This is a genomic window from Curtobacterium sp. MCBD17_013 (genome assembly GCF_003234565.1).
GTDB lineage: Bacteria > Actinomycetota > Actinomycetes > Actinomycetales > Microbacteriaceae > Curtobacterium.
On the sequence record NZ_QKTU01000001.1, the window covers coordinates 406733 to 429228 of the forward strand.

Consider the following 22496-nt stretch of genomic DNA (forward strand, 5'->3'; position numbering starts at 1 on the left):
CGTCGGTGGTCCGTCGGCGTGCCCGCCGGCGGTCTCGTCAGGACTCGAGGAGGCGTCCGTGAACGATCAGAAAGCCCAGCCCGGAGACGACGGACGGCTCTCGCGCCGTGGGTTCGTCGGCATGGGCGCGGCCATCGCGGGCGGGGCCTTGCTGTCCCCCCTCGCCGCCGCCGGCGTGCCGTCCGGCGCCGCCGAGGCCGCCGTCCCGAAGAACGTGAAGGCCGACCTCGTCCTGTCGACGTGGGACATCGCCGCGGACCTGGTCACGTACGCGAAGTTCGCCGCGGCGTACAAGAAGACGCATCCCGGGGTGAACATCAAGATCCAGAAGACGCCCGGCGGCGACTTCAACCAGTGGTTCACGACACAGCTCAGCGGTGGGAGCGCGCCCGACATCGTCCGCGTGACGTGGCAGTCGTTCGGCCGGTACGCCGAGAACGGCGGCCTCATCGACCTGTCGAAGTGGGTCCCCGCGCGGTACGGCAAGGGGTTCCAGAAGAGCTTCTGGCAGGCGTCGCTACTCGACGGCAAGCCGCACGCGATCCCGCAACACACCGACACGTTCGCGACCTACTACCGCAAGGACGTCTTCGCGGCGATCGGCGAGCAGCCCCCGGCGAGCATCGGGCAGGCGTGGTCGCTGTCCGAGTTCCACGACCTGCTCGTCAAGGTCAAGAAGCAGACCGGCAAGTACGGCATGGTCTACGGCTTCGGCGGTCCGAACACGGCCTACCGCTGGCTCCCGTTCCTCTACATGATGGGCGGCCGGTTGCTCGACAACGACCTGAAGAAGCCGATGATCAACACCAAGAAGGGCATCGCCGCGCTCGACTGGTTCCAGGGCCTGTACAACGACGGCCTCATCCCGAAGTCGAACACGATCAAGGCCTCGAACGACGCCTCGACGCTCAACAGCTTCACGACCGGTCAGGTCGGCGTCATGCTCTACGGCGACTGGCTGATGGGGGACGTCGGCAAGGGCCTCGATCAATCGAAGTGGGACGTCACGTACATGCCGAAGGGCAAGAAGGCCGCGTCCGACCTCGGCGGGAACCTGCTCGGCGTCTCGAAGTCGTCGAAGCACCCCGACGTCGCCGCCGACTTCATCAAGTTCGTCTGCAACCAGGCGAACATGGAGTACTTCTGCGAGAACGACCTGTTCCTGCCGATCCGCACCGCGCTCGACGCCGACTCGCTGCACTTCAGGTCCAACAACGACCAGATGAAGACGTTCGTGGAGCAGGTCGCCACGATCCCGACGAACATGGCGAAGATCGAGACGAGCCCGCAGTTCAACCAGATCAACGAGGTGCTCGCCGACCAGCTCGACCTCTGCTTCATCGGGACGCAGACCCCGAAGGAGACGGCGAAGAACATCTCGGACGGGATCAGCCGTGTCGTCGGCTAGCGAGGTCGCCGCGCGCGGGGTGGTCGGGTCGGTCGACGTGCGGCCGTCGTCCCGCACCGGCGGGCGGCCGCCGCGCCGGGGCGGGCGGCGTCGCGTCCCGGTCGCCGTGCCGTGGACCTTCGTCGCCCCGTCGCTGCTCCTCTTCGTCGTGTTCGCGTTCGGACCGATCATCGTGTCCGTCGTGCTGTCGTTCCAGGACGTGCAGACGTTCGGCGGCGGGAGCTGGATCGGTGGGAAGAACTACGCCGACATCCCGAGCGACCCGGTGTTCTGGACGAGCGTGTGGAACACCGTCGTGTTCACGCTCGGCACGGTGCCGACGTCGGCAGCGATCGGGCTGCTGCTCGCCGTGCTCCTCAACCGCAGGCTCCCCGGCCGCGGCGTCATCCGCAGCCTGTACTTCCTGCCGATGGTCGTGTCCGGCGTGGCCGTGTCGCTCGTCATGGCGTGGATCTTCAACGCCGACAACGGGATCGCGAACGCCGCGCTCCAGGCGCTCGGGCTCCCGCGGGTCACCTGGTTGTCGTCGCCGCACTGGGCCATGGCCACGGTCATCCTCACGGTGGTCTGGGGACGGATCGGGTTCTGCATGGTGACCTACCTGGCGGCGTTGCAGAACATCAACCCGAGCGTGCTCGAGGCGGCGAGCGTCGACGGTGCCGGCAGCGGCAAGCGCTTCTCGAACATCGTCTGGCCGCTGCTGCGACCGACGACCTACATCCTCGTCGTGCTCAACGTGGTCTTCTCGATCCAGGCGTTCGACGTCATCTACGTGCTCACCGGCGGTGGTCCCGGGTTCTCGACGACCGTGCTCGTGCAGTACATCTTCCGGGCCGCGTTCACGCAGGGGACGATGGGGTACGCGTCCGCCGTCGGCGTGCTCCTCGTGCTGACGCTGCTCCTGCTGACACTGGTGCGGAACGTCCTCGCGCGCCGCACCGAGGAGGACCAGGCATGAGCACGTCGGCATCGCGTCCCGTCGAGCGGGTCGGCAGCTCCACCGCCGTTCCCGCCCGTGCCGTCGGACGCTCCACGGCCGGTCGTCCGGGAGGCACGGCACGCGTCGTGCGCACCCGTCCCGACCGCCGCGTACCGATCCAGGACCGGATGACCCCCGCGCGGTGGGTCATCTGGGCGGCGATGGTCCTCGGGGGACTCGTCATGGTGTTCCCGGTCTACTGGGTGTTCGTCACCGCGATCAGCCCGGGCGGCCTCGCCCAGACGTCGGGGTTCTCGCTGTGGCCGCATCGGGTCGACCTGGGGGTGTTCGCCAAGGCGTTCGCGGACCAGCCGGTGCTGACGTGGCTGGTCAACTCGGTGGTCATCGCGGTCGCCGGGGTCGTCATCTCGGTGTTCATCAGCGTGCTCGCCGGGTACGCGTTCGCGAAGTTCTCGTTCCGCGGACGGAACCTGCTGTTCGGCGCGATGCTCGTGACGATCATGGTGCCGATCCAGGTGGTCATGGTGCCCGAGTTCGTCATCATCTCGAAGCTCGGACTCGTGGGCACCCCGTGGGCCGTGATCCTGCCCTCGGCGGCACAGGCCGTCTCGATCTTCATGGCCCGGCAGTACATCCAGGCGATCCCGACCGAGCTCATCGAAGCGGCTCGGGTCGACGGCGCGGGGGAGTTCCGCACCTTCCGGACCGTCGTGCTGCCGGCGTGCGGCCCGCTCGTCGCGGTCCTGACGATCCTGACGTTCGTGTGGCGGTGGAACGACTTCGTCTGGCCGCTCGTCGCCCTGCAGAAGCCGGAGAGCTACACGATCTCCGTGGGCTTGTCCTCGCTGAACGGGTCCTACTCGCACCCGTGGGACGAGATCATGGCGATCACGCTCATCTCGATGATCCCCGTGATGGTCGTGTTCTTCGTCTTCCAGCGGCAGTTCGTGCAGGGCATCGCGGAGTCCGGCATCAAGTGACCGGCGCGTGGTGTCGGGATAGCATCGTCCGATGGTCGAGCGTCCGCCCCGCGCGCCGGGCATCGCGGACGTCGCCCGGATGGCCGGCGTCTCGGTCGCGACCGTCTCCCGCGTCCTCAACGACCCGGGGGTCGTGAGCGAGCGGCGTCGGACCGCCGTGCAGGACGCCATCGTGCGACTGGGCTACCGGCCGAACGAGGCGGCCCGCGCGCTCAAGTCGGGTCGCCAGAAGATGATCGGCGTCATCACCGGGAACACGACCCGGTACGGGTTCGCCTCGGTGCTCCGGGGCATCGAGGAGGCCGCGCGTGAGGGCGACTTCCTCGTCACGATCACGGTCGTCGAGAACGGGGACCCCGACCACGTCCGGTCCGCGGTCGAGCTCGTGCTGTCCCAGCCGTTGTCCGGGATCATCGGCATCGAGTTCGACGAGTTCGTGACGGCGGCACTGGCGCGGATCCCCACGACCATGCCGACCGCCACCGCGGCGATGGTCGGCACGAACCGGTCGGGCCTGCCCTACGCATGGCTCGACGACGAGCTCGGTGCGCGACTGGCGACCGAGCACCTGCTCGCGCTCGGTCACCGCACGGTCCACCATCTCGCCGTCGACTACCCGAACGACATCGGGCACGGCCGGACGTACGGGTACCTGGCCGAGCTCGCCGCCCGCGACGCGCCGGTGCCGCCCGTGGTCGCCACGGACTGGGCCCCGATGAGCGCCCGGGCCGCCGCGATCGAGCAGCTCCCGGACGACGCGACCGCCGTGTTCTGCTTCAACGACGAGGTCGCGATGGGCGTGCTCCGGGCGATGGCGGACCAGGGCCGCGCCGTCCCCGGCGACGTCAGCGTGGTCGGGTTCGACGACATGCCCCTCGCCGAGGTGTGGACGCCCGGGCTCACCACCGTCCGGATGGACTTCGCCGGACTGGGCCGCGCCGCGTTCGAGGTCCTGCGCGCGACGATGGCGGGTGCCCCGCCCCCGACCGCGCGGGCGATCCGGCCCTCCCTCGTGGTCCGCGGCTCGTCGGGCGCACCCCGCGCCGCCGCGCGACCGTGACGCGTTCGACGGTCCCCGCTCGGACGCTCCCGCCGGGCCGACCCGGGCCTCCCGGCGTCACGCGAATCGCGCCCGGCGAGCACGATGTGGTACTCACGTGTGTGCACCCCGCCCATCCCTCGGAGGAACGACGATGACCACGATCGACGGCACGGCCCGCCACGACCGGCCACGCGACGACGTCCGGGGCGAGGTCGACGACGACCTGCGCGGCGACGTCAGCTTCCTCGGGAACCTGCTCGGGCGGGTGCTCCGCGAGACCGGCGGCGAAGCCCTGTTCGCCGACGTGGAGGCCCTGCGCGCCGCCGTGATCGACGCGTACGAGGGCACGGACGACCGGGCCATCGACCGGGCCCAGGAGATCGTCGAGGGCTTCGACCAGGACCGCGCGGAGCAGGTCGCCCGGGCCTTCACCTGTTACTTCCACCTCAGCAACCTCGCCGAGGAGCACCACCGCGTCCGCGTCCTCCGACGTCGTGGTGACGTGGGGGGCACGCCGGGGGACTCGATCGCGGCGACCCTCGCCGGACTGCGTGACGCACTCGGCGAGGACGAGGCGGCCGCCCGCCTGGCGGCCCTCCGGTTCCATCCGGTGCTCACGGCGCACCCGACCGAGGCCCGACGCCGAGCCGTGGCCACGACGATCCGCCGGATCAGCGACCTGCTCGACGCACGGGACGCCGTCCGGAACGCCGTCGACGGTGCCGAGAACGCCCGCCGCCTGCTCGAGGAGGTCGAGACGCTCTGGCGTACCTCGCCCCTCCGGCCCACGCGTCCCACCCCGCTCGACGAGGTCCGCACGGCGATGAGCGTCTTCGACCAGACGCTGTTCGAGATCGTGCCGGCGGTGTACCGGCTGCTCGACGACCGCCTCCTCGGCGACGACGCCGGGCGCCGTCCGGTGGCCGCCCCGGCGTTCATCCGCCTCGGCAGCTGGATCGGCGGCGACCGCGACGGCAACCCCCACGTCACCGCCGAGGTCACGCTCGAGGCGGCCCGGATCCAGTCCGAGCACGTCCTGCTCGGGCTGACCCGCGCCGCGACCCGGATCGCCGACGCGCTGACCCTCGACGACGGCGGCACCCCGCCGACGGCCGACCTCACCGCGCTCGACGACGCCCAGCAGGCGCTCGACGCCGACGTCGCGGCGCGCATCGCGGTCCGCGCGCCGCAGGAGGTCCACCGCCGCGTGCTCCTGTTCGTCGCGGCCCGCATCGACGCGACCCGGCGCGAGGACGTCCCGCTCGCGTACGCCTCGCCCGAGGACCTGCTCGCCGACCTCCGGACCGTCCAGGGCTCGCTCGCCGCCGCCGGCGCCGAGCGTGCGGCCCACGGCGAGCTCCAGAACCTGATCTGGCAGGTGGAGACCTTCGGCTTCCACCTCGCGGAGCTCGAGGTCCGGCAGCACTCGCAGGTGCATCGAACCGCCCTCGCCGAGGTCCGTGCCGGCGTCGAGCACAGCCCGATGACGGACGAGGTGCTCGCGGTGTTCCGGGCGATCGCGTCCCTGCAGGCGCGGTACGGCGTGCGCGCGGCGTGCCGGTACGTCATCTCGTTCACGCAGTCGTCCGAGGACATCGCCACGGTGTTCGAGCTCGCCGAGGCCGCACTCGGGTCCGCCGAGGCCGCGCCGGTGCTCGACGTCGTCCCGCTCTTCGAGACCTTCGCCGACCTCGACGCGAGCACGCGGATCCTCGACGAGGCCGTCCGCCTGCCCGCGGTCGAACGTCGACTCGCCGCGACCGGGCGCCGGCTCGAGGTGATGCTCGGGTACTCCGACTCGTCGAAGGACGTCGGTCCGGTGTCGGCGACGTTCGCGCTGTACGACGCCCAGGCCCGGATCGCCGCGTGGGCTGCCGACCATGACATCGAGCTGACGCTGTTCCACGGCCGGGGCGGTGCGCTCGGCCGCGGCGGCGGTCCGGCGAACGAGGCCGTGCTCGCGCAGCCGCCGGGGTCGGTCGACGGCCGACTCAAGATCACCGAGCAGGGCGAGGTCATCTTCGCCCAGTACGGCGACAAGACGATCGGCGCGCGGCACCTCGAGCAGATGGCCGCTGCGACCCTGCAGGCGTCCGCGCCCTCGAACGAGTCCGTGACCGCCGCGGCCGCCGATCGCTTCGCGGACGTCGCCGCCACGATGGACCGCGCATCGCGCGCGGCCTTCTTCGACCTCGTCAAGGCGGACGGGTTCGCGCCGTGGTTCGCCACCGTCACGCCGATGGAGGAGATCGGGCTCCTCGCGCTCGGCTCCCGGCCGGCCCGTCGCGGCCTGTCGGTCGAGTCCCTCGAGGACCTCCGCGCCATCCCGTGGGTGTTCTCGTGGACCCAGGCGCGCATCAACCTGGCCGGCTGGTACGGCCTCGGGTCGGCGCTGGCCGCGGTCGGCGACGTCGAGCTGCTCCAGGACGCCTACCGGTCCTGGCCGCTGTTCTCGGCGATGATCAAGAACGTCGAGATGTCCCTGGCGAAGACCGACGAGGCGATCGCGAACCGGTACCTCGCGCTCGGCGACCGCCCGGACCTCGCCCGCATGGTCCTCGACGAGATGGCTCTGACGCGCGCCTGGGTGCTCCGGACGAGCGGCTCGTCGGACGTCCTCGAGGACCGGCCCGTCCTGAGCCGCGCCGTCCGCCTGCGGAGCCCGTACGTCGACGCCCTGTCGCTCCTGCAACTCCGGGCGCTCCGTGGCATCCGGACCGCGAGCGACGGCGACCCGCAGGACGCCGACCACCGACTGCTGCTCCTCACCGTGAACGGCGTGGCCGCCGGTCTGCAGAACACGGGTTGATCCCGTCGTCCCGACGGCGGACGGGAGGCACGGGGATCGCGGTCCCCGTGCCTCCCGTCGTCTCCGTGGAGGCGTCCCTCCCGGGCGGGATCAGACGCCGACGGTGATCGCGCTGGTGGGCACGGCGGCCGCGGCGGTCGCGACGGGTTCACGCCGGAGCGCCACGACCGTGACGTCGTCGTCGTGCCCGGCGGTGCGGGCCATCGCGACGAGGGCCTCGACCACGGCGCCCGGCCGCGGATCCCGGCGGGCGATCGCGGCGACCTGGTCGATCGTGTCGAGTCCACCGCCGAACAGGTCGAGCACGCCGTCGCTGAAGGTGACGAGGACGTCCCCCGGCGCGATGGCGATCTCCATCGTCTGCCAGGCGTCGTCGATCCCGAGACCGATCGGCAGGTGCGCGGTGGTCAGGCGCTCGTGGGTCCCGTCCTCGCGGACGACGATCGACAGGCCGTGTCCGGCGTCCGCCCAGCGGAGGACGTCCCCGCTGAACCGGGCGTGGAAGAGCGTCGTGAAGGCCGTCGACTCGCCTCGGTCCGCGACGTCGGTCGAGAGCCCTTCCGAGGCACGCACGATCGCGGCCGCGGGGTCGGGATCACGCCGGGAGCTGCGGACCACGGCCCGCACGGCCGCGGCGATGAGCCCGGCGCCGACGCCCTTGCCCATGACGTCGCCGAGGGTGATCGCGATGCCCTCGTCGGTGCGGTACCAGTCGAAGAAGTCGCCGCCGACCGTGGCCGAGGGCAGACAGGTCCCCGCGACGGAGTAGCCGGGCAGCGAGCAGAGGGGCTGGGGGAGGAGCGATCGTTGCACCGCGGCGGCGCGGTCGATCTCGTCCGTGACGGCTGCCTCGCGCTCGGCGGCGAGGCGCAGCTGCGTCGCGTGCTGCCGGGCGAACTCGTTGACGACGAGCGCCACGGTCGTGTAGACGACGAGCACGACGACGAGGCGGACGAGCTCGGTGACCCGGCCGCTGCCGCTGATCCCGAAGACGAACGGCGTGAGGATCACGACCGCCGTACCGAGCATCGCGTAGAGGACGTGCCGTCGGCCGTCGGTGGCGGCGAACCACACGACGGGCAGGACCACGAGGGCCGTGAAGATCGACGCCGACGAGCCCGTCGCCCATCGGAGGACGCCGAGCGCCACGAAGTCGACCGCGGGCACGAGGAGCGCGAGGGCGCCGAGCCGCTCGCTGCGCGCGGTCACCACGCTCGCCCAGAGCGTGGCGATCGCGGTGAGCACCAGGCTCACCGCGAGTCCGGTGTGGTCCGACACGGCGAGCTGCGGGACGGCGACCGAGAGCACCGCCGCCAGGGCGACCAGCACCGCGATCGGTGCCTGCTTGAGGAACGGTGTCACCGAGTACCGGTGGATGAACCGACGCACGCTGGTCATGGGGGGTGCCTCCGGTCCGCGTCCACGAGAGTGATCGTGACGACGATAGGTGTCGCGGCTCCCGCTTCCCACCCCCAGAACGGGCACGGCGGCGGATGGGCGCCACGCCGGAGCGGGTCGCCGCTGCATGGTCGTCGGCGTGCATGCGCCGTCCGGGGCACGGGCGACGTCATGGGTGCGGAGTAGACCGGTGCCATGACCGACAGCTCGAAGGACCCGCAGCTCGTTCCGCTCGCCGGCAGCGAGCGTCCGTCCGCCCCCGGCGTCCGCGCCGCGGCGGCCCTCCCGCCCGACTCCCCGGTCCAGGCGACCGTGGTGGTGCGGCGCGCGAACCCCGTCGCGCCGCTCGACGGCACCGCCGTCCCGATGGACCGCGCCGCGTTCGTCAGTGCGCACGGGGCGACCGAGGCCGACCTCGACCTCGTCCGCACCACGCTGGAGGCCCTCGACCTGGCCGTCCTCAGCGCCGACCCCGCCACGCGTCATGTGCGCGTCGAGGGGACGACCGCGGCGATGGGCCGGGCGTTCGGCACGGACCTCGAGACCGTCACGAGCGACGCGCCCGGCGGTGGCAGTGCCCAGCACCGGCACCGGTCGGGGGGCCTGAGCGTCCCCGCGGCACTCGACGGCGTCGTCGTGGCGGTGCTCGGCCTCGACGACCGCCCGCAGGCGCGGACGCAGTTCCGTTCCGTGCCCGCCGCCGCCCGCGCGACCAGCTACTCGCCCGTCGAGCTCGGCACCGCGTACGCGTTCCCGCCCGACACCGACGGCTCCGGGCAGACGGTGGCGATCATCGAACTCGGCGGCGGGTACGTGCAGTCCGACCTCGACGCCTACTTCTCCGGTCTCGGCGTGGGCTCCCCGTCCGTGACCGCCGTGGGTGTCGACGGCGCCGAGAACGTCCCGGGTGGGGATCCGAACGGCGCGGACGGCGAGGTCATGCTCGACGTCGAGGTGGTGGGGGCGCTGGCTCCCGGAGCGGCGATCGTCGTGTACTTCGCCCCGAACACCGACGCCGGCTTCGTCGACGCCGTGGCCACCGCGGCGCACGCGACTCCGACCCCGACGGCCATGAGCATCAGCTGGGGACAGAGCGAGGACGCCTGGACCGCCCAGGCCCGCTCCGCGCTCGACGACGCCGTGGTCGACGCGGTGTCCCTCGGGGTCACCGTGACCGCGGCCGCGGGCGACAACGGCAGCACCGACGGGCAGTCGGACGGCGGGCAGCACGTGGACTTCCCGGCGTCGAGCCCGCACGTCCTCGCCTGTGGCGGGACGCGGCTCGAGGCCTCGGGCACGACGATCACCTCCGAGACCGTGTGGAACGACGGCGCGAGCGGTGGCGCCACGGGCGGTGGGGTCAGTGATGCGTTCCCGCTGCCGACCTGGCAGCAGGGCGTCGGCGTGCCGGGCACCGCCGAGTCGTCGGGCGGCCGAGGCGTGCCCGACGTCGCCGCGGTCGCCGATCCCCAGACCGGGTACGAGGTCCTCGTCGACGGCAACCGCACCGTCATCGGCGGCACGAGCGCGGTCGCTCCGCTGTGGGCCGCGCTGATCGCCCGGATCGTCCAGTCGACCGGGCGGCCGCTCGGGCTCGCGCAGCCGGTGCTGTACAGCGCGGCGTCGACCTTCCGCGACGTCACCTCGGGGTCGAACGGCGCCTTCGCGGCGGCTCCCGGGTGGGACGCCTGCACCGGGCTCGGCTCCCCGGACGGCGCTGCACTGCTCGGAGCCGTGGCCGCGGGCAGCGGTAGCGCTGGCAGGTGACGTCTCCGGACGACACCGCGGCCCCGCTCGGAACGCGACACACCGCCGATCATCCGGGTTCCTCCGCTCCTCCTGCCTACGATTCGGCCATGGAGACCCAGTCCGGAGCACGTCCCGCCCTCGTCGACCCGTTCGGCCGCGAGGTCGAGGCGTGGCTCCGGGACGTGCCGGCGGTCCACGCCCCCTACGTCCCGGACCTCGTCGTGCCGCCGGTGACCGGGCCCGTCGCACTCCCCACCGAGACCGACACGGCGGCCGCTCCGGACGCGGGCGGCACGGACGCGGGCGGTCCGGAGACGGCGGCCGAACCCGTCGCCGCTGCGGCCGTCGTCGCCGAGCCCGTGCGGGCACTCGACGTCGCTCCGCTGGACGACCCGGCACCCGCCACGCTCGTGGACCCCGCGCCCGCCGCCTTCCGCCGTGATCGCGGACGGCACGCCTCCGCCTGCGCCCCGACGTTCCCCGAGCCCCCGGCCCGGATCTCGCTCCGGATCGGGGACCTCGCCGTCGAGCTCGCGACCGCGACCGGCCGGAGCACCGTGGAGCGCATCTCCCTGCTCGAGGAAGAACTGCGCCGCCGCGACGAGGACCGCGCGCGCTTCGCCGCATGGGAGGCCCGGATCGCCCGGTCCTCCGACCCCGAGGTCGCCGCCGCCCGGGCCTGGGCCACCGAGGTCTTCGCGGACCTCCTCGCCGCCGCCGTGGTCGCCCGACCAGCCCGCACCGCCGTCTCGACCGCGGCCACCACCACGCCGGCCCGGGGCGACGCGCTCCCCGCCCTGCAGTCCGTCCTCGCCGATGCCCTCGACCGCGAGGACGTCGACGTCGAGTCCGCCGGCGCGCCGGTCGCTCCGGTGGCCGCGGTGACGCGTCCGACGCCGCTCGTGCCGCCCGCCACGGGCCCGAGCGCGATCGACCACGAGGCCTTCGTCGCCGCGTTGCGCGCCCACACGGGTGCCGACGCCGGTGCGGCGACCGCGTTCCCGCTCGGTCCGGTCCGGTCCGGGTCCGCCGCCGCGGTCGAGGCATCGGCCGAGCCGCTCGCGGGCACCGACACCGACACCGAGGAGCACCGTTCCGACGTGGCGGCACCGGGGGAGCCCGTGCCGTCCGACGTCGCGGCGACCACGCCGAGCTGGTGGGCACGCGTCGTCGCCCGCGTGCTGCGGGTCCTCCGCCGCGCCTGACCAGCCGCTCAGGGCTGTCCTGCCGCTCGGGGCTGGCGTGCCGCTCGGGGCTGGCGTGCCGCTCGGCGCTGACGTGCCGCTCGGCGCTGACGTGCCGCTCGGGGCCGACGGCCCTCGGTAGACTGGGCTGATGCCGACCCTCCGCGCCGTCCTCGCCGCCGCCGAGGCCCTCTGGCCCGCCGACGGCGCCGAGTCGTGGGACGCCGTCGGACTCGTGTCGGGCGACCCCGATGCCGAGGTCCGTCACGTGCACCTCACCGTCGACGCCGTTCCCGAGGTCGCGCGAGAGGCCGTCGCGCTCGGCGCCGATCTGCTCGTCGCGCACCACCCGTTGCTCCTGCGTGGTGTGACCACGATCGCCGAGACCACGTACAAGGGGTCGGTCCTCGCCACCCTCGTGCGCGGCGGCTGCGCGCTCCTCGCCGCGCACACGAACGCCGACGTCGTGACGACCGGGACCTCCGCGGTGCTCGCCGACCGCCTCGGCCTCGTCGAGCAGCGCCCGATCGAACCGGGCGCCCGACCGGGGACCGGGATCGGCCGGTTGGGCGTCCTCGCCGCCCCGATGACGCTCGGGGCGCTCGCGCGGCACCTCGTCGACGTCCTGCCCGCCACGGCGTCGGGTGTCCGCGTGTCGGGCGAGCACGACCGCCCGGTCCGGACCGTCGCACTCTGCGCGGGTGCCGGCGACTCCCTGCTCGGTACTCCCGAGGTCCTCGCCGCCGACGTCTACGTCACGAGCGACCTCCGGCACCACCCCGCGTCGGAGTTCCGGGAGGGCGCGATGCTGTCGGACGGTCCGGCACTCGTCGACACGTCGCACTGGGCCACGGAGTGGCTCTGGCTCGACGTCGCCGCCGCGCAGCTCGCCGACGCGACGGGCGTCCGGGTGACCGTGAGCGACATCCGAACCGACCCCTGGGACTTCGCCGTCCTCCCGTCGTCCGCCCCGCATGCCCACGGGACCGACGAGGGGCCCCAGCCGACCGACCCGGAAGGAGCCGCCGCGTGAAGGCAGCCCCGGAGGCACAACTCCTCCTCCTCGATCTCCAGCGCATCGACAACGACGTGACCCGCATCGGCCACCGCATCACCGGACTCCGCAAGGGGGAGCACCTCGCGGAGCTCGGGCGGCGTGCGGCGGTGCTCCGCAGCGACCTCGCCGCGGCGACCGGCAGCGTGGAGGACGCCGAACGCGAGCTCGCACGCCTCGAGTCCGACACGGCGACGGCACAGGCCCGGATCGACCGCGACACCACCTTGCTCCAGGCGGCGAAGAACGCGAAGGACGCCGCCGGGCTCGAGAGCGAACTCGCCAGCCTCACCCGGCGCATCAACGACCTCGAGACCACGGAGCTCGAGGTCATGGAACGGCTCGAGGTCGCGCAGGCCCGCCTCGGCGACGTCCAGGCGCAGCTCGCCGAGATCGACGGCGAGCACGACCGGCTGCTCCACGAGCGGGAGGCCCAGGTGGCCTCGCTCGAGCAGGACCTCGGTCACGTGCGGGCGAACCGCGAGACCGTCGCCGCGCGCGTCCCCGCGGACCTCCTCGCGCTGTACGAGCGGCAGCGGGCGCGGTACGGCTTCGGTGCGAGTCTGCTCCAGGGTGGGGTCTCGACCGCGTCCGGTGTGTCGCTCACGGCCTCGGACCTCCAGACCGTCCGCGCGGCCGCGCCGGACGAGGTCCTGCTCTGCCCGGACAGTGACGCGATCCTCGTGCGGACGGCCGAGTCCGGGCTCTGACCACCCGGTGCGATCGCCGCGGTGGCCGTGCTGCGGGCCGTCCGAGCGGCAACGACTGCGATCTCGGCGATCGGGCCGGTAGGGTGGACGCGCGAATGGGTCGGTGAGACGGTCGCGTCACCCCTCGGGGTGCCGAGGAACGTCCGGGCTCCACAGAGCAGGGCGGTGGGCAACACCCACCCGGGGCAACCCGCGAGACAGTGCCACAGAGAACAGACCGCCGTCGGGGCGACCCGGCGGTGAGGGTGAAACGGTGGTGTAAGAGACCACCAGGGATCCGGGTGACCGGATCTGCTCGGTAAACCTCGCCCGGAGCAAGGTCAGACAGAGGACGACGAAGCTGCTCGCTGAGTCCTCGGGTGGACCGCTGGAGGCCGACGGCGACGTCGGTCCGAGATAGATGGCCGTCACCGCCGCGCGAGCGGCGGGACAGAACCCGGCGTACGGCCGGCCCATTCGCACCGACGTCGTCAACGGCCGACGAACCGGTACCTGCCGGTTGAACACCGGCATGCCGCGGTTCCACCGGAAGCAACCGGTTCAACGGGGCGGGACGCGGCAGGACCGACGGACGGGAGGGGCGGTGCCAGGCGGCGCCGCCCCTCCCGACCGTCACTCCTTGCTGTCCGCCGCCAGCTTCGCGGCCCCGATGATCCCCGCGTTGTTGCGGAGCGTCGCGGGGATGATCTTCGCCTGGAGGTCGAGCAGGGGCAGGAACTCCTCGTGCTGCTTCGAGATGCCGCCGCCGACGACGAACAGCTCGGGGGACAGGTACGCCTCGAGGTGGGAGTAGTACTTCTGCAGGCGCTTGGCCCAGTGTTTCCAGGAGAGGTCGTCGCGCTCCTTCGCCGCGTACGACGCCTTCGTCTCGTAGTCGACCCCGTCGATCTCGATGTGGCCGAGCTCGGCGTTGACGATGAGCACCCCGTCGTTGATGAGGGCCGTGCCGATGCCGGTGCCGAGCGTCGTCATGATGACGAGGCCGTCGACGCCCTTCGCCGCACCGAACTGCTGCTCGGCGAACCCCGCCGCGTCGGCGTCGTTGACGAAGTGGATCTGGCGCCCGAGCCGCTTCTCGAACAGCTCCTCGGCCGGGAAGCCGATCCACTTCTTCGACACGTTGGCCGCGGACATGGTCCGGCCGTCCTTCACCACGGCGGGGAAGCAGATGCCGATCGGCTCGTCGTTCGTCATGCCGAGCTCGTTGATGATCTCGACGACGACCTCGGCGATGTCGTCCGGCTTGCCGCCCTCGGGCGTGGCCTTCTTGATCCGGTCGCTCGTGAGCGCGCCGGACTCGACGTCGACGATCGCGCCCTTGATGCCGGTTCCGCCGATGTCGACGCCGACCGCGAGTTGTGCCATGGGGGAGTGCCTTCCGGTGCTGGTGGGTTCAGGAAACGGTGAGGAGCTCGGCGCCGCGTTCGGTGACGACGAGGGTCTGTTCGAACTGTGCCGTCCAGGACTTGTCGCGGGTCGAGACCGTCCAGTCGTCGGGCCAGATGTCCGCGTCGATGCCACCGAGGGTGAGCATCGGTTCGATCGTGAACACCATGCCGGGCTCGATGACGGTGTCGTACTGCGGGGCGTCGTAGTGGGGGATGATGAGCCCGGAGTGGAACGCCCGCCCGACGCCGTGGCCGGTGTAGTCACGGACGACGCCGTACCCGAACCGCTTGGCGTAGGACTCGATCGCCCGCCCGATGACGTTCACCTGGCGTCCGGGAGCGACGGCGCGGATGCCACGGCGCATGGCTTCCTCGGTCCGCGTGACGAGGTCCTGGACCTCCTGGCTCGCGGTGCCGACGACGAAGGTCCGGTTCGTGTCCCCGTGGACGCCGTCCTTGTACGCCGTGATGTCGATGTTCACGATGTCGCCGTCCTGCAGCACCGTGTCGTCCGGGATGCCGTGGCAGATGACCTCGTTGACGCTGGAGCAGAGCGACTTCGGGAACCCGCGGTAGCCGAGCGTCGACGGGTAGGCGCCGCGCGCGACGATGAACTCGTGGCCGACCCGGTCGAGCTCGTCGGTGGTCACCCCCGGGCGGATGGCGGCGGCGACCGCGTCGATGGCCTGCGACGCGATACGGCCCGCGGTCCGGATCCGCTCGACCTCGTCGGGCGTGTACGTGTCGCCCAGGCCGTGCTCGTGCGGTTCGACGTGGCCCACGTACTCCGGTCGGGCGATGTCCGCGGGGACGGGGCGGGTGGGACTGATGCGGCCGGCAGTGAGGTGTCCGTGTTCGTCCCGGGGCATGCTGCCGAGTCTATCCGGCGGTCACGGGCCCGATCCTCGCGCGTACGCTCGCGGTCATGAGCGACGAACGGATCGAGTCCCAGTTCTGGTTCAACACCACCACGCACCAGGTCGAACAGGGCATGCAGTCCCCGAACCGCGACCGCATCGGGCCCTTCGACACGCGCGAGGAGGCGCAGGCGGCACTCGACCGTGTCCGTGCGAACAACGCACGGTGGGACCAGGAGGACGCGCAGGGCTGACCGTCCCGCCGCTGCCCCGCCGATGTCCGGTTCGCGCGAGCGGAGGTCCGATGTGCGCAGGACCTCGTCCGGCTCGCGCAGTCCGATCGCGTCGCGACCCCGTCGGACGTACCGTCGGAGCGGGCGGGGAGGCTGACCACGGCGACCCACCGATGCCAGCATCCGGTCCGGTGTCCTCGCTCCGTCGAGAGGAGGCACCAGATGAGCCTGTACGAGTCCCAGTCCGGCGTGGAGCCGGCCCGCATCGCCACCTACCGCCGGCTCCGGCAGCAATGGCGCCGCGGCACGCTGACGAGCAGCGGTGGCCCACGGTACGAGGACTTCTTCAGCGACGACGCGTCGTCGCTGGTCGATCGCTAGCCGACACGAGGAACGGCCCGGCACCCATGGGGTGCCGGGCCGTTCGTCATCCGGCCGGGAGGCCCGGCCTCAGCGGTACTGCTGCGGCCGGTACGTGATCGGCAGACGACGGTCGCGTCCGAACGCCATGCCCGAGATCTTCGGGCCGATGGCACCCTGCCGGCGCTTCCACTCGGAGCGGTCGACCAGCCGGGTCACCTCGGCCACCGTGTCGGGGTCGTGACCCTCCGCCACGATGTCGGCGGCACCCAGGGCCCGGGTGATGTACCCGTCCAGGATGCTGTCGAGCACCTCGTACGGCGGGAGCGAGTCCTCGTCCTTCTGGTCGGGACGGAGCTCGGCGGATGGCGGTTTGGTGATCGAGTTCTCGGGGATCGGCTCGGTCTCGCCCCGTGCCGCGGCGAACCGGTTGCGCCACGTGGCGAGTTCCCACACGAGGGTCTTGGGGACGTCCTTGATCGGTGCGAAGCCGCCGACCGAGTCACCGTAGATGGTGGAGTACCCGACCGACAGCTCGGTCTTGTTCCCGGTCGTGAGCACCAGGTGACCGTCGAGGTTCGACAGCCCCATGAGCACGAGCGCCCGGGCGCGGGCCTGGATGTTCTCGGCGGCGAGCCCGGTCAGGTGGAGCTGGTCCTCGAAGGGGCGTACGAGGTCGGCGATCGCCTCGGTCCGGTAGTGCAGGCCGAGGCGTTCGGCGACGTCGTCGGCGTCCGAGCGGGAGTGCTGCGACGACCACTGGGACGGCATCGAGACGCCGTACACGCGGTCGGGGCCGAGGGCGTCGACCGCGATCGCCGCGCACACCGCCGAGTCGATCCCACCGGACAGGCCGAGGACGACCGAACGGAAGCCGTTCTTCTCGACGTAGTCGCGTGTGCCGAGGACGAGCGCGTTCCAGATCTCCTCGAGGTCGTCACGGGGTTCGGCGACGTCGCGGGGGAGTGCCGGGCGTTGGCCGTCCAGCGCGATGCTCCCGGGGGTGGTGTCCGGGGTGTCGAGGAGGACCCGGTGGACGTCCTCGGTCACGACCGGGTCGGTCGCCGGCGCGGGGTCGAGGTCGACGAGGAGCAGGTGCTCCCGGAACTGCGGGGCGCGGGCGAGGACCGTCCCCGCTTCGTCGACGACGAGGCTGTCCCCGTCGAAGACCAGGTCGTCCTGGCCGCCCACGATGTTGACGTAGGCGACGATCGTGTCGGACTCCGTGGCCCGCCGGGTGACGAGCGGGAGGCGGACCTCGTCCTTGTCCGCGATCCACGGCGAGGCGTTGACGACGAGGAGCAAGCCTGCGTCGGCGGCGAGCACCCGGGCGACCGGACCGCCCTCGCGCCACAGGTCCTCGCAGATGATGATCGCGACGTCGACGTCGGCGATGCGCGCGACGAGCAGGTCGTCGCCCGGGATGAACACCCGGTACTCGTCGAACACCGAGTAGTTCGGCAGGTGGTACTTGGCGGTCGTGGCGATGACCCGCCCGTGCTGGAGCACGCTCGCGCAGTTCTGGGCGATGGCGCTCGGCGCGGTGGTGACGTCCACCGAGCGGGGCTCGAACGGGCCGTCCGGGTGGCCGACGACGACGGCGACGTCCCCGAGGCCCTGGTCGGCGAGCCGGCGTGCGAGGGTCTCCACGGCCTCCCGTGCGGCGCGGAGGAACGACGGGCGCGAGGCGAGGTCCTCGATGGGGTACCCGGAGATCGCCATCTCGCCGAAGGCGACGAGGTCCGCGCCCTGCTCGGCGGCCGATCGCGTGGCCGTGATGATGCCTGCCGCGTTGTGCTCGAACGCCCCGACGACCGGGTTGGTCTGTGCGAGCGCCAAGCGGAGTCGGGGCATGGCCACTACCCTAGTGACGACCATCAGAAAGGGCGTGCATGGACAAGCAGACGGACTTCGTGCTCCGCACCATCGAGGAGCGCGGCATCAAGTTCATCCGACTCTGGTTCACCGACGTCATCGGCACGCTCAAGTCCGTCGCGATCGCCCCCGCCGAGGTCGAGGGCGCGTTCGCCGAGGGGATCGGGTTCGACGGCTCCGCGATCGAGGGCCTCACCCGCTCGTACGAGGCCGACGTGCTCGCGCACCCGGACCCCTCGACGTTCCAGATCCTGCCCTGGCGCGGCGAGGTCGACCCGACCGCCCGCATGTTCTGTGACATCACGACCCCGGACGGGCAGCCCGCGGTGGCCGATCCGCGCAACGTCCTCAAGCGCACGCTCGCACGTGCCGGCGAGCGCGGCTTCACCTTCTACACGCACCCCGAGGTCGAGTTCTACCTGCTCAAGAGCCTGGCGCTCACCGACGGCCGTCCGGAGCCCGTCGACCAGGCCGGGTACTTCGACAACGTGCCCGGCGGCAGTGCCCACGACTTCCGGCGTCGTTCGGTGCGCATGCTCGAGGACCTCGGCATCTCGGTGGAGTTCTCCCACCACGAGGCCGGCCCGGGCCAGAACGAGATCGACCTCCGCTACGCGGACGCCCTGACGACCGCCGACAACATCATGACCTTCCGCACCGTCGTGAAAGAGGTCGCGATCGAGCAGGGCGTCTACGCCACGTTCATGCCGAAGCCGCTGTCGGGTCGGCCGGGTTCCGGCATGCACACGCACGTGTCGCTGTTCGAGGGCGACCAGAACGCCTTCTACGAGCCCGGTGGCGAGTACCAGCTGTCGACGATGGGCCGTCAGTTCATCGCGGGGCTGCTCCGACACGCGCCCGAGATCACCGCTGTCACGAACCAGTTCGTCAACTCGTACAAGCGCCTCTGGGGCGGTGACGAGGCTCCGTCCTTCGTGACGTGGGGGCACAACAACCGCTCGGCCCTCGTCCGCGTGCCCCTGTACAAGCCGAACAAGGGGCAGTCGAGCCGGGTCGAGTACCGGGCGATGGACTCCGCCGCCAACCCCTACCTCGCGTTCTCGCTGCTCCTCGCCGCGGGGCTCAAGGGCATCGAGGAGGGCTACGAGCTCCCCGCGGAGGCCGAGGACAACGTGTGGAGCCTCACCGACGCGGAGCGCCGTGCGCTCGGCTACAACCAGTTGCCGGCGAGCCTCGACCACGCGCTCAGCCTCATGGAGGACTCGGAGCTCGTCGCCGAGACACTCGGCGAGCAGGTGTTCAACTTCGTGCTGCTCAACAAGCGGCAGGAGTGGAAGGCCTACCGCGACCAGGTGACGCCGTTCGAGCTCGAGACGAACCTCGAGCGGCTCTAGCCGGACCGGACCACGAGCGGGTCCGAGCGCACGGTGCTCCGGGCCCGGAACCACCGCCGAGCAGGACCAGGAACCGCATGAGCGACACGACGACGACGACGTCGCGGAGCGTGTTGGCGCGCCTCGGGTTCGCGGACCTCGGGACGGCGCAGGAGCGGATCGCGGCCCTCGGCCGTCGGGTTCCCGTCGCCGAGGCCGCGTCGACCTGGGGGGCCACGGCCGACCCCGACGGCGCACTGCTCGCGGTCGAGCGGCTGCTCGACGCCGCGCCGGAGGCCGTCGCCCCCGTGCTCGCCGACCGAGCAGCCACCGAGCGCCTCATCCGCCTCGTCGGGGCGTCGGCGGGGCTGGCGGAGTTCCTCGTCCGTCGGCCCGGGGAGCTCGCCCTGCTGCTCGACCCCGTCGCACCGCCGGACGACGCCGACACCTACCGGCAGGCGCTCGAGCGGGCGGTCGACGGCGCGGTCGGCGAGGACGCCCGGGTCCGGCTCCGGGTGCGCTACCGCAGCCTCCTGGCCCGCATCGCGCTCCACGACGTCATGCACCCGGACGCGACCGAGGCGTTCCCGGCCGTCGCCGCGGGACTCGCCGACCTCGCTGGCGCCGCCCTCGACGTCGCCGTCGCGATCGCCCGGCGCGAGGTCCCGTTCCCGGAGGGCGACGTCGCCGCGACTCCGCTCGCCGTGATCGGCATGGGCAAGGCCGGCGCCCGCGAGCTCAACTACGTCAGCGACGTCGACGTCATCTTCGTCACCGAGCCCACCGAGGGCGTCGGCACCGACCGCGCGGTCCTCATCGCGACGCGCATCGCGATCGCCGCGACGCACGTCATCACGGATCTCGCAGCGGAACCGCCCCTCTGGGAGGTCGACGCGAACCTCCGCCCCGAGGGCAAGGACGGCGCGCTCGTGCGGACGCTCGACTCGCACGTGGCGTACTACGCCCGGTGGGCCCGCGAGTGGGAGTTCCAGGCACTGCTCAAGGCGCGGCCGATCGCCGGTTCGCGCGACCTCGGCGAGCGGTACGTCGCGGCGGTCGCGCCGTTCGTGTGGGAGTCGTCCGACCGGCCCGGCTTCGTGGAGTCCGTGCAGCGGATGCGCGAACGCGTCACGGCGGCGATCCCGGGCGACCAGGTGGACCGGCAGATCAAGCTCGGACCGGGTGGGCTGCGCGACGTCGAGTTCACGGTGCAGCTCCTCCAGCTCGTGCACGGTCGCACGGACCCGACCGTCCGGCAGCGTGCGACGCTCGATGCGATGGCGGCCCTCACCGATGCCGGGTACGTCGGGCGTCCCGAGGCGGCGCGGTTCGGGCCGGACTACGCGTTCCTCCGGGTCCTCGAGCACCGCATCCAGCTCCGGGGGCTGCGTCGCACGCACCTCATGCCCGCCGACGAGTCCGACCTGCGCGTGTTGGCGCGGTCGACCGGGGTCGCGACGAGCGCCGAGCAGCTGCTCACCCGGTGGCGCTCGGTCAAGCGCGAGGTCCGCGGCCTGCACGAGCGGCTGTTCTACCGACCGCTGCTGTCGGCGGTCGCCGCGACGTCGGCGGACGGCATCGTGCTCACGAGCGACCAGGTGCGGCAGCGCCTCGCGGCGATCGGGTTCGTGGACCCGGACGGCGCGTTCGAGCACATCCGCGCGCTCACGCAGGGGGTGTCGCGACGGGCGACGATCCAGCGCACGCTCCTCCCGGTCCTCCTGCGGTGGATGGCCGAGGGTCCGGCACCGGACCGCGCCCTGCTCGCGTTCCGACGGCTCAGCGACGCGCTGGGGGAGTCGAACTGGTTCCTCCGCATGCTCCGTGACTCGGACGGCGCCGCCTACAGCCTCACCGTCGTGCTGTCGGAGTCCGCGTTCCTGGCCGGTCTGCTCGAGCGGACGCCCGAGGCGGCACGGTGGCTCGACGACCCCGACGAGCTCCTGCGACCGCGTCCACGTGCCGCGCTCGTCGCCGAGGCCGAGGCGACCGTCGCGCGCCACGCGACGGACGACGTGGGCGCCGCCGCGGTCCTCCGCGCTGCCCGTCGGCGCGAGACGCTCCGGCTCGGCATGGCCGCGGTCATCGGGCGGATCCGGGTCGAGGAACTCGGTGAGGCGCTGACGGACGTGTCCGAGGCCATGCTCACGGGCGCGCTCGAGCTCGCGCGCCGGGGGACCGCGCCGGGGCTCGAGTTCGGCATCGTGGCGATGGGCCGGTTCGGCGGCCGCGAACTCGGCTTCGGCTCCGACGCCGACGTCCTGTACGTGTACCGCGCGGACGGCTGGGACCGCGAGGCCGCCGCACGTGCCGCCCGCCGCATCGTGACGCGCCTCGGGACCTGCACCGAGGACGCCCTGTTCCCCTTCGACCTCGACATCGGACTGCGGCCCGAGGGTGTGAACGGCCCGGTCGTCCGGACGCTCGAGTCGTACGCCGCGTACTACGCCCGCTGGTCCCTGACCTGGGAGGCGCAGGCGCTCCTCCGCGCCCGCGGTGCGGTCGGCGACGACGCACTGCTCCGGAACTTCGAGCACCTGGCCGACCTGACGCGGTACCCGGAACACCTCGACGACCGCGAGGTCCGCGAGGTCAAGCGCATCAAGGCGCGCGTGGAGTCGGAGCGGCTGCCTCGCGGCGCGGACCCCGCTCGGCACCTCAAGCTCGGGCGGGGATCACTCAGCGACGTCGAGTGGTTCGTACAGCTCCTCCAGCTCCGGCACGCACTCGCGATCCCCGGGCTCCGGACGACGTCGACCCTGCGGGCACTGCGCGCCGCCGAGCGCGCCGGGCTGGTCACGAGGGACGACGCCGAGCGCCTGGCCGACGCGTGGCTCCTGGCATCGCGGGCCCGCAGCGCGCTGGTGCTCTGGACGGGCCGCACGACCGACGTGCTCCCCGTCGAGCGAGCCCAGCTCGAGGGCGTCGCACGGTTGCTCGGGTACCCGCACGGGTCGGCGTCGCAGCTCGAGGAGGACTACCTCGCGACGACGCGCCGCGCTCGGCAGGTGTTCGAGCGCGAGTTCTACGGAGGACCGGACCGGAGCCCCGTCGAGGGCTGACATTCCTGCGGACGAGAGCCGCCGGGCGAGGGTCGGTGCTCCCGGGCCGGCAGACCACTCGGATCTGCGCCCGACACGCCCGAGATGCAGATCTCGCGGGTGATGCGCCCGAC

At 72.3% G+C, this 22496-nt stretch carries 17 protein-coding genes and 1 other RNA gene; 14 read left to right on the forward strand and 4 right to left on the reverse strand.

Translation table 11 applies throughout. The features are described from left to right. The first annotated feature begins 58 nt into the window (after positions 1–58). From DEI81_RS01790 to DEI81_RS01810, 5 genes are all read left to right on the forward strand, one after another. Positions 59–1408, forward strand: coding sequence for a sugar ABC transporter substrate-binding protein (locus DEI81_RS01790; protein WP_111008770.1), 1350 nt, complete (start codon positions 59–61; stop codon positions 1406–1408). Beyond that, complete coding sequence (locus DEI81_RS01795) at positions 1395–2366, forward strand: carbohydrate ABC transporter permease (protein WP_258368429.1); 972 nt, start codon at positions 1395–1397, stop codon at positions 2364–2366. The genes DEI81_RS01790 and DEI81_RS01795 overlap by 14 nt, the downstream gene beginning before the upstream one ends. Continuing rightward, entirely contained in the window at positions 2363–3328 is a 966-nt protein-coding gene (locus tag DEI81_RS01800) for a carbohydrate ABC transporter permease (protein WP_258368430.1), read from the forward strand. Before DEI81_RS01795 ends, DEI81_RS01800 begins: the two co-directional genes overlap by 4 nt. A 31-nt stretch (positions 3329–3359) precedes the next feature. Next, entirely contained in the window at positions 3360–4388 is a 1029-nt protein-coding gene (locus DEI81_RS01805; protein WP_111008771.1) for a LacI family DNA-binding transcriptional regulator, read from the forward strand. A gap of 133 nt (positions 4389–4521) precedes the next feature. Continuing rightward, complete coding sequence (locus tag DEI81_RS01810; protein ID WP_111008772.1) at positions 4522–7179, forward strand: phosphoenolpyruvate carboxylase; 2658 nt, start codon at positions 4522–4524, stop codon at positions 7177–7179. 90 nt (positions 7180–7269) lie between these two features. Here the strand turns inward: DEI81_RS01810 and DEI81_RS01815 are convergent, their stop codons facing one another. Next, positions 7270–8577: a PP2C family protein-serine/threonine phosphatase gene (locus DEI81_RS01815; RefSeq protein WP_111008773.1), complete on the reverse strand. Its 1308-nt coding sequence runs from the start codon at positions 8575–8577 to the stop codon at positions 7270–7272. 195 nt (positions 8578–8772) lie between these two features. On the opposite strand from DEI81_RS01815, the gene DEI81_RS01820 reads away from it, so the two are divergent. The 5 genes from DEI81_RS01820 to rnpB all read left to right on the forward strand — a co-directional run bounded on the left by DEI81_RS01820 (position 8773) and on the right by rnpB (position 13734). Further along, on the forward strand, positions 8773–10344 hold the full coding sequence (locus DEI81_RS01820; RefSeq protein ID WP_111008774.1) for a protease pro-enzyme activation domain-containing protein: 1572 nt from the start codon (positions 8773–8775) through the stop codon (positions 10342–10344). 89 nt (positions 10345–10433) lie between these two features. After that, positions 10434–11531, forward strand: a complete 1098-nt coding sequence (locus DEI81_RS01825) for a hypothetical protein (RefSeq protein ID WP_111008775.1) — start codon at positions 10434–10436, stop codon at positions 11529–11531. Positions 11532–11661: 130 nt separating this feature from the next. Further along, positions 11662–12543, forward strand: coding sequence for a Nif3-like dinuclear metal center hexameric protein (locus DEI81_RS01830; protein WP_181435290.1), 882 nt, complete (start codon positions 11662–11664; stop codon positions 12541–12543). After that, complete coding sequence (locus tag DEI81_RS01835) at positions 12540–13274, forward strand: zinc ribbon domain-containing protein (protein WP_111008777.1); 735 nt, start codon at positions 12540–12542, stop codon at positions 13272–13274. Before DEI81_RS01830 ends, DEI81_RS01835 begins: the two co-directional genes overlap by 4 nt. 95 nt (positions 13275–13369) lie before the next feature. Then, positions 13370–13734: RNase P RNA component class A (rnpB, locus tag DEI81_RS01840), an RNA gene on the forward strand. A gap of 152 nt (positions 13735–13886) precedes the next feature. On the opposite strand, the gene ppgK is transcribed toward rnpB, so the two are convergent. Further along, positions 13887–14639: a polyphosphate--glucose phosphotransferase gene (ppgK, locus tag DEI81_RS01845; protein ID WP_111008778.1), complete on the reverse strand. Its 753-nt coding sequence runs from the start codon at positions 14637–14639 to the stop codon at positions 13887–13889. 28 nt (positions 14640–14667) lie between these two features. Beyond that, complete coding sequence (gene map, locus DEI81_RS01850; RefSeq protein WP_111008779.1) at positions 14668–15531, reverse strand: type I methionyl aminopeptidase; 864 nt, start codon at positions 15529–15531, stop codon at positions 14668–14670. A 56-nt stretch (positions 15532–15587) separates the two neighbouring features. Between map and DEI81_RS01855 the strand changes: the two genes are divergently transcribed. Both DEI81_RS01855 and DEI81_RS16125 read left to right on the forward strand, forming a co-directional pair. After that, positions 15588–15773 carry an SPOR domain-containing protein gene (locus DEI81_RS01855; protein WP_111008780.1) on the forward strand — a complete coding sequence of 62 codons (186 nt, stop codon included), beginning with the start codon at positions 15588–15590 and terminating at the stop codon, positions 15771–15773. A 201-nt stretch (positions 15774–15974) separates the two neighbouring features. After that, the gene (locus DEI81_RS16125; protein WP_181434642.1) at positions 15975–16133 is read left to right on the forward strand and encodes a hypothetical protein; all 159 of its coding nucleotides are present in this window, start codon (positions 15975–15977) and stop codon (positions 16131–16133) included. 69 nt (positions 16134–16202) lie between these two features. On the opposite strand, the gene DEI81_RS01860 is transcribed toward DEI81_RS16125, so the two are convergent. Further along, positions 16203–17966: an NAD+ synthase gene (locus DEI81_RS01860; RefSeq protein ID WP_111008959.1), complete on the reverse strand. Its 1764-nt coding sequence runs from the start codon at positions 17964–17966 to the stop codon at positions 16203–16205. A 38-nt stretch (positions 17967–18004) separates the two neighbouring features. Here DEI81_RS01860 and DEI81_RS01865 point away from each other — a divergent pair, with 38 nt between their 5' ends. Next, positions 18005–19342 (forward strand): glutamine synthetase family protein, encoded by a 1338-nt coding sequence (locus DEI81_RS01865; protein ID WP_111008781.1) that lies wholly within the window; start codon positions 18005–18007, stop codon positions 19340–19342. A 77-nt stretch (positions 19343–19419) separates the two neighbouring features. After that, positions 19420–22383 carry a bifunctional [glutamine synthetase] adenylyltransferase/[glutamine synthetase]-adenylyl-L-tyrosine phosphorylase gene (locus DEI81_RS01870; protein WP_111008782.1) on the forward strand — a complete coding sequence of 988 codons (2964 nt, stop codon included), beginning with the start codon at positions 19420–19422 and terminating at the stop codon, positions 22381–22383. Positions 22384–22496: the final 113 nt, after the last annotated feature.

Bases quoted from the DNA above. Each gene is read 5' to 3' on its own strand.
- DEI81_RS01800 (WP_258368430.1), top strand. From the start codon at position 2,363: ATGAGCACGTCGGCATCGCGTCCCGTCGAGCGGGTCGGCAGCTCCACC.
- DEI81_RS01805 (WP_111008771.1), top strand. From the start codon at position 3,360: ATGGTCGAGCGTCCGCCCCGCGCGCCGGGCATCGCGGACGTCGCCCGG.
- DEI81_RS01810 (WP_111008772.1), top strand. From the start codon at position 4,522: ATGACCACGATCGACGGCACGGCCCGCCACGACCGGCCACGCGACGAC.
- DEI81_RS01815 (WP_111008773.1), bottom strand. From the start codon at position 8,577: ATGACCAGCGTGCGTCGGTTCATCCACCGGTACTCGGTGACACCGTTC.
- DEI81_RS01820 (WP_111008774.1), top strand. From the start codon at position 8,773: ATGACCGACAGCTCGAAGGACCCGCAGCTCGTTCCGCTCGCCGGCAGC.
- DEI81_RS01825 (WP_111008775.1), top strand. From the start codon at position 10,434: ATGGAGACCCAGTCCGGAGCACGTCCCGCCCTCGTCGACCCGTTCGGC.
- DEI81_RS01830 (WP_181435290.1), top strand. From the start codon at position 11,662: ATGCCGACCCTCCGCGCCGTCCTCGCCGCCGCCGAGGCCCTCTGGCCC.
- ppgK (WP_111008778.1), bottom strand. From the start codon at position 14,639: ATGGCACAACTCGCGGTCGGCGTCGACATCGGCGGAACCGGCATCAAG.
- map (WP_111008779.1), bottom strand. From the start codon at position 15,531: ATGCCCCGGGACGAACACGGACACCTCACTGCCGGCCGCATCAGTCCC.
- DEI81_RS01855 (WP_111008780.1), top strand. From the start codon at position 15,588: ATGAGCGACGAACGGATCGAGTCCCAGTTCTGGTTCAACACCACCACG.
- DEI81_RS16125 (WP_181434642.1), top strand. From the start codon at position 15,975: ATGAGCCTGTACGAGTCCCAGTCCGGCGTGGAGCCGGCCCGCATCGCC.
- DEI81_RS01860 (WP_111008959.1), bottom strand. From the start codon at position 17,966: ATGCCCCGACTCCGCTTGGCGCTCGCACAGACCAACCCGGTCGTCGGG.
- DEI81_RS01865 (WP_111008781.1), top strand. From the start codon at position 18,005: ATGGACAAGCAGACGGACTTCGTGCTCCGCACCATCGAGGAGCGCGGC.
- DEI81_RS01870 (WP_111008782.1), top strand. From the start codon at position 19,420: ATGAGCGACACGACGACGACGACGTCGCGGAGCGTGTTGGCGCGCCTC.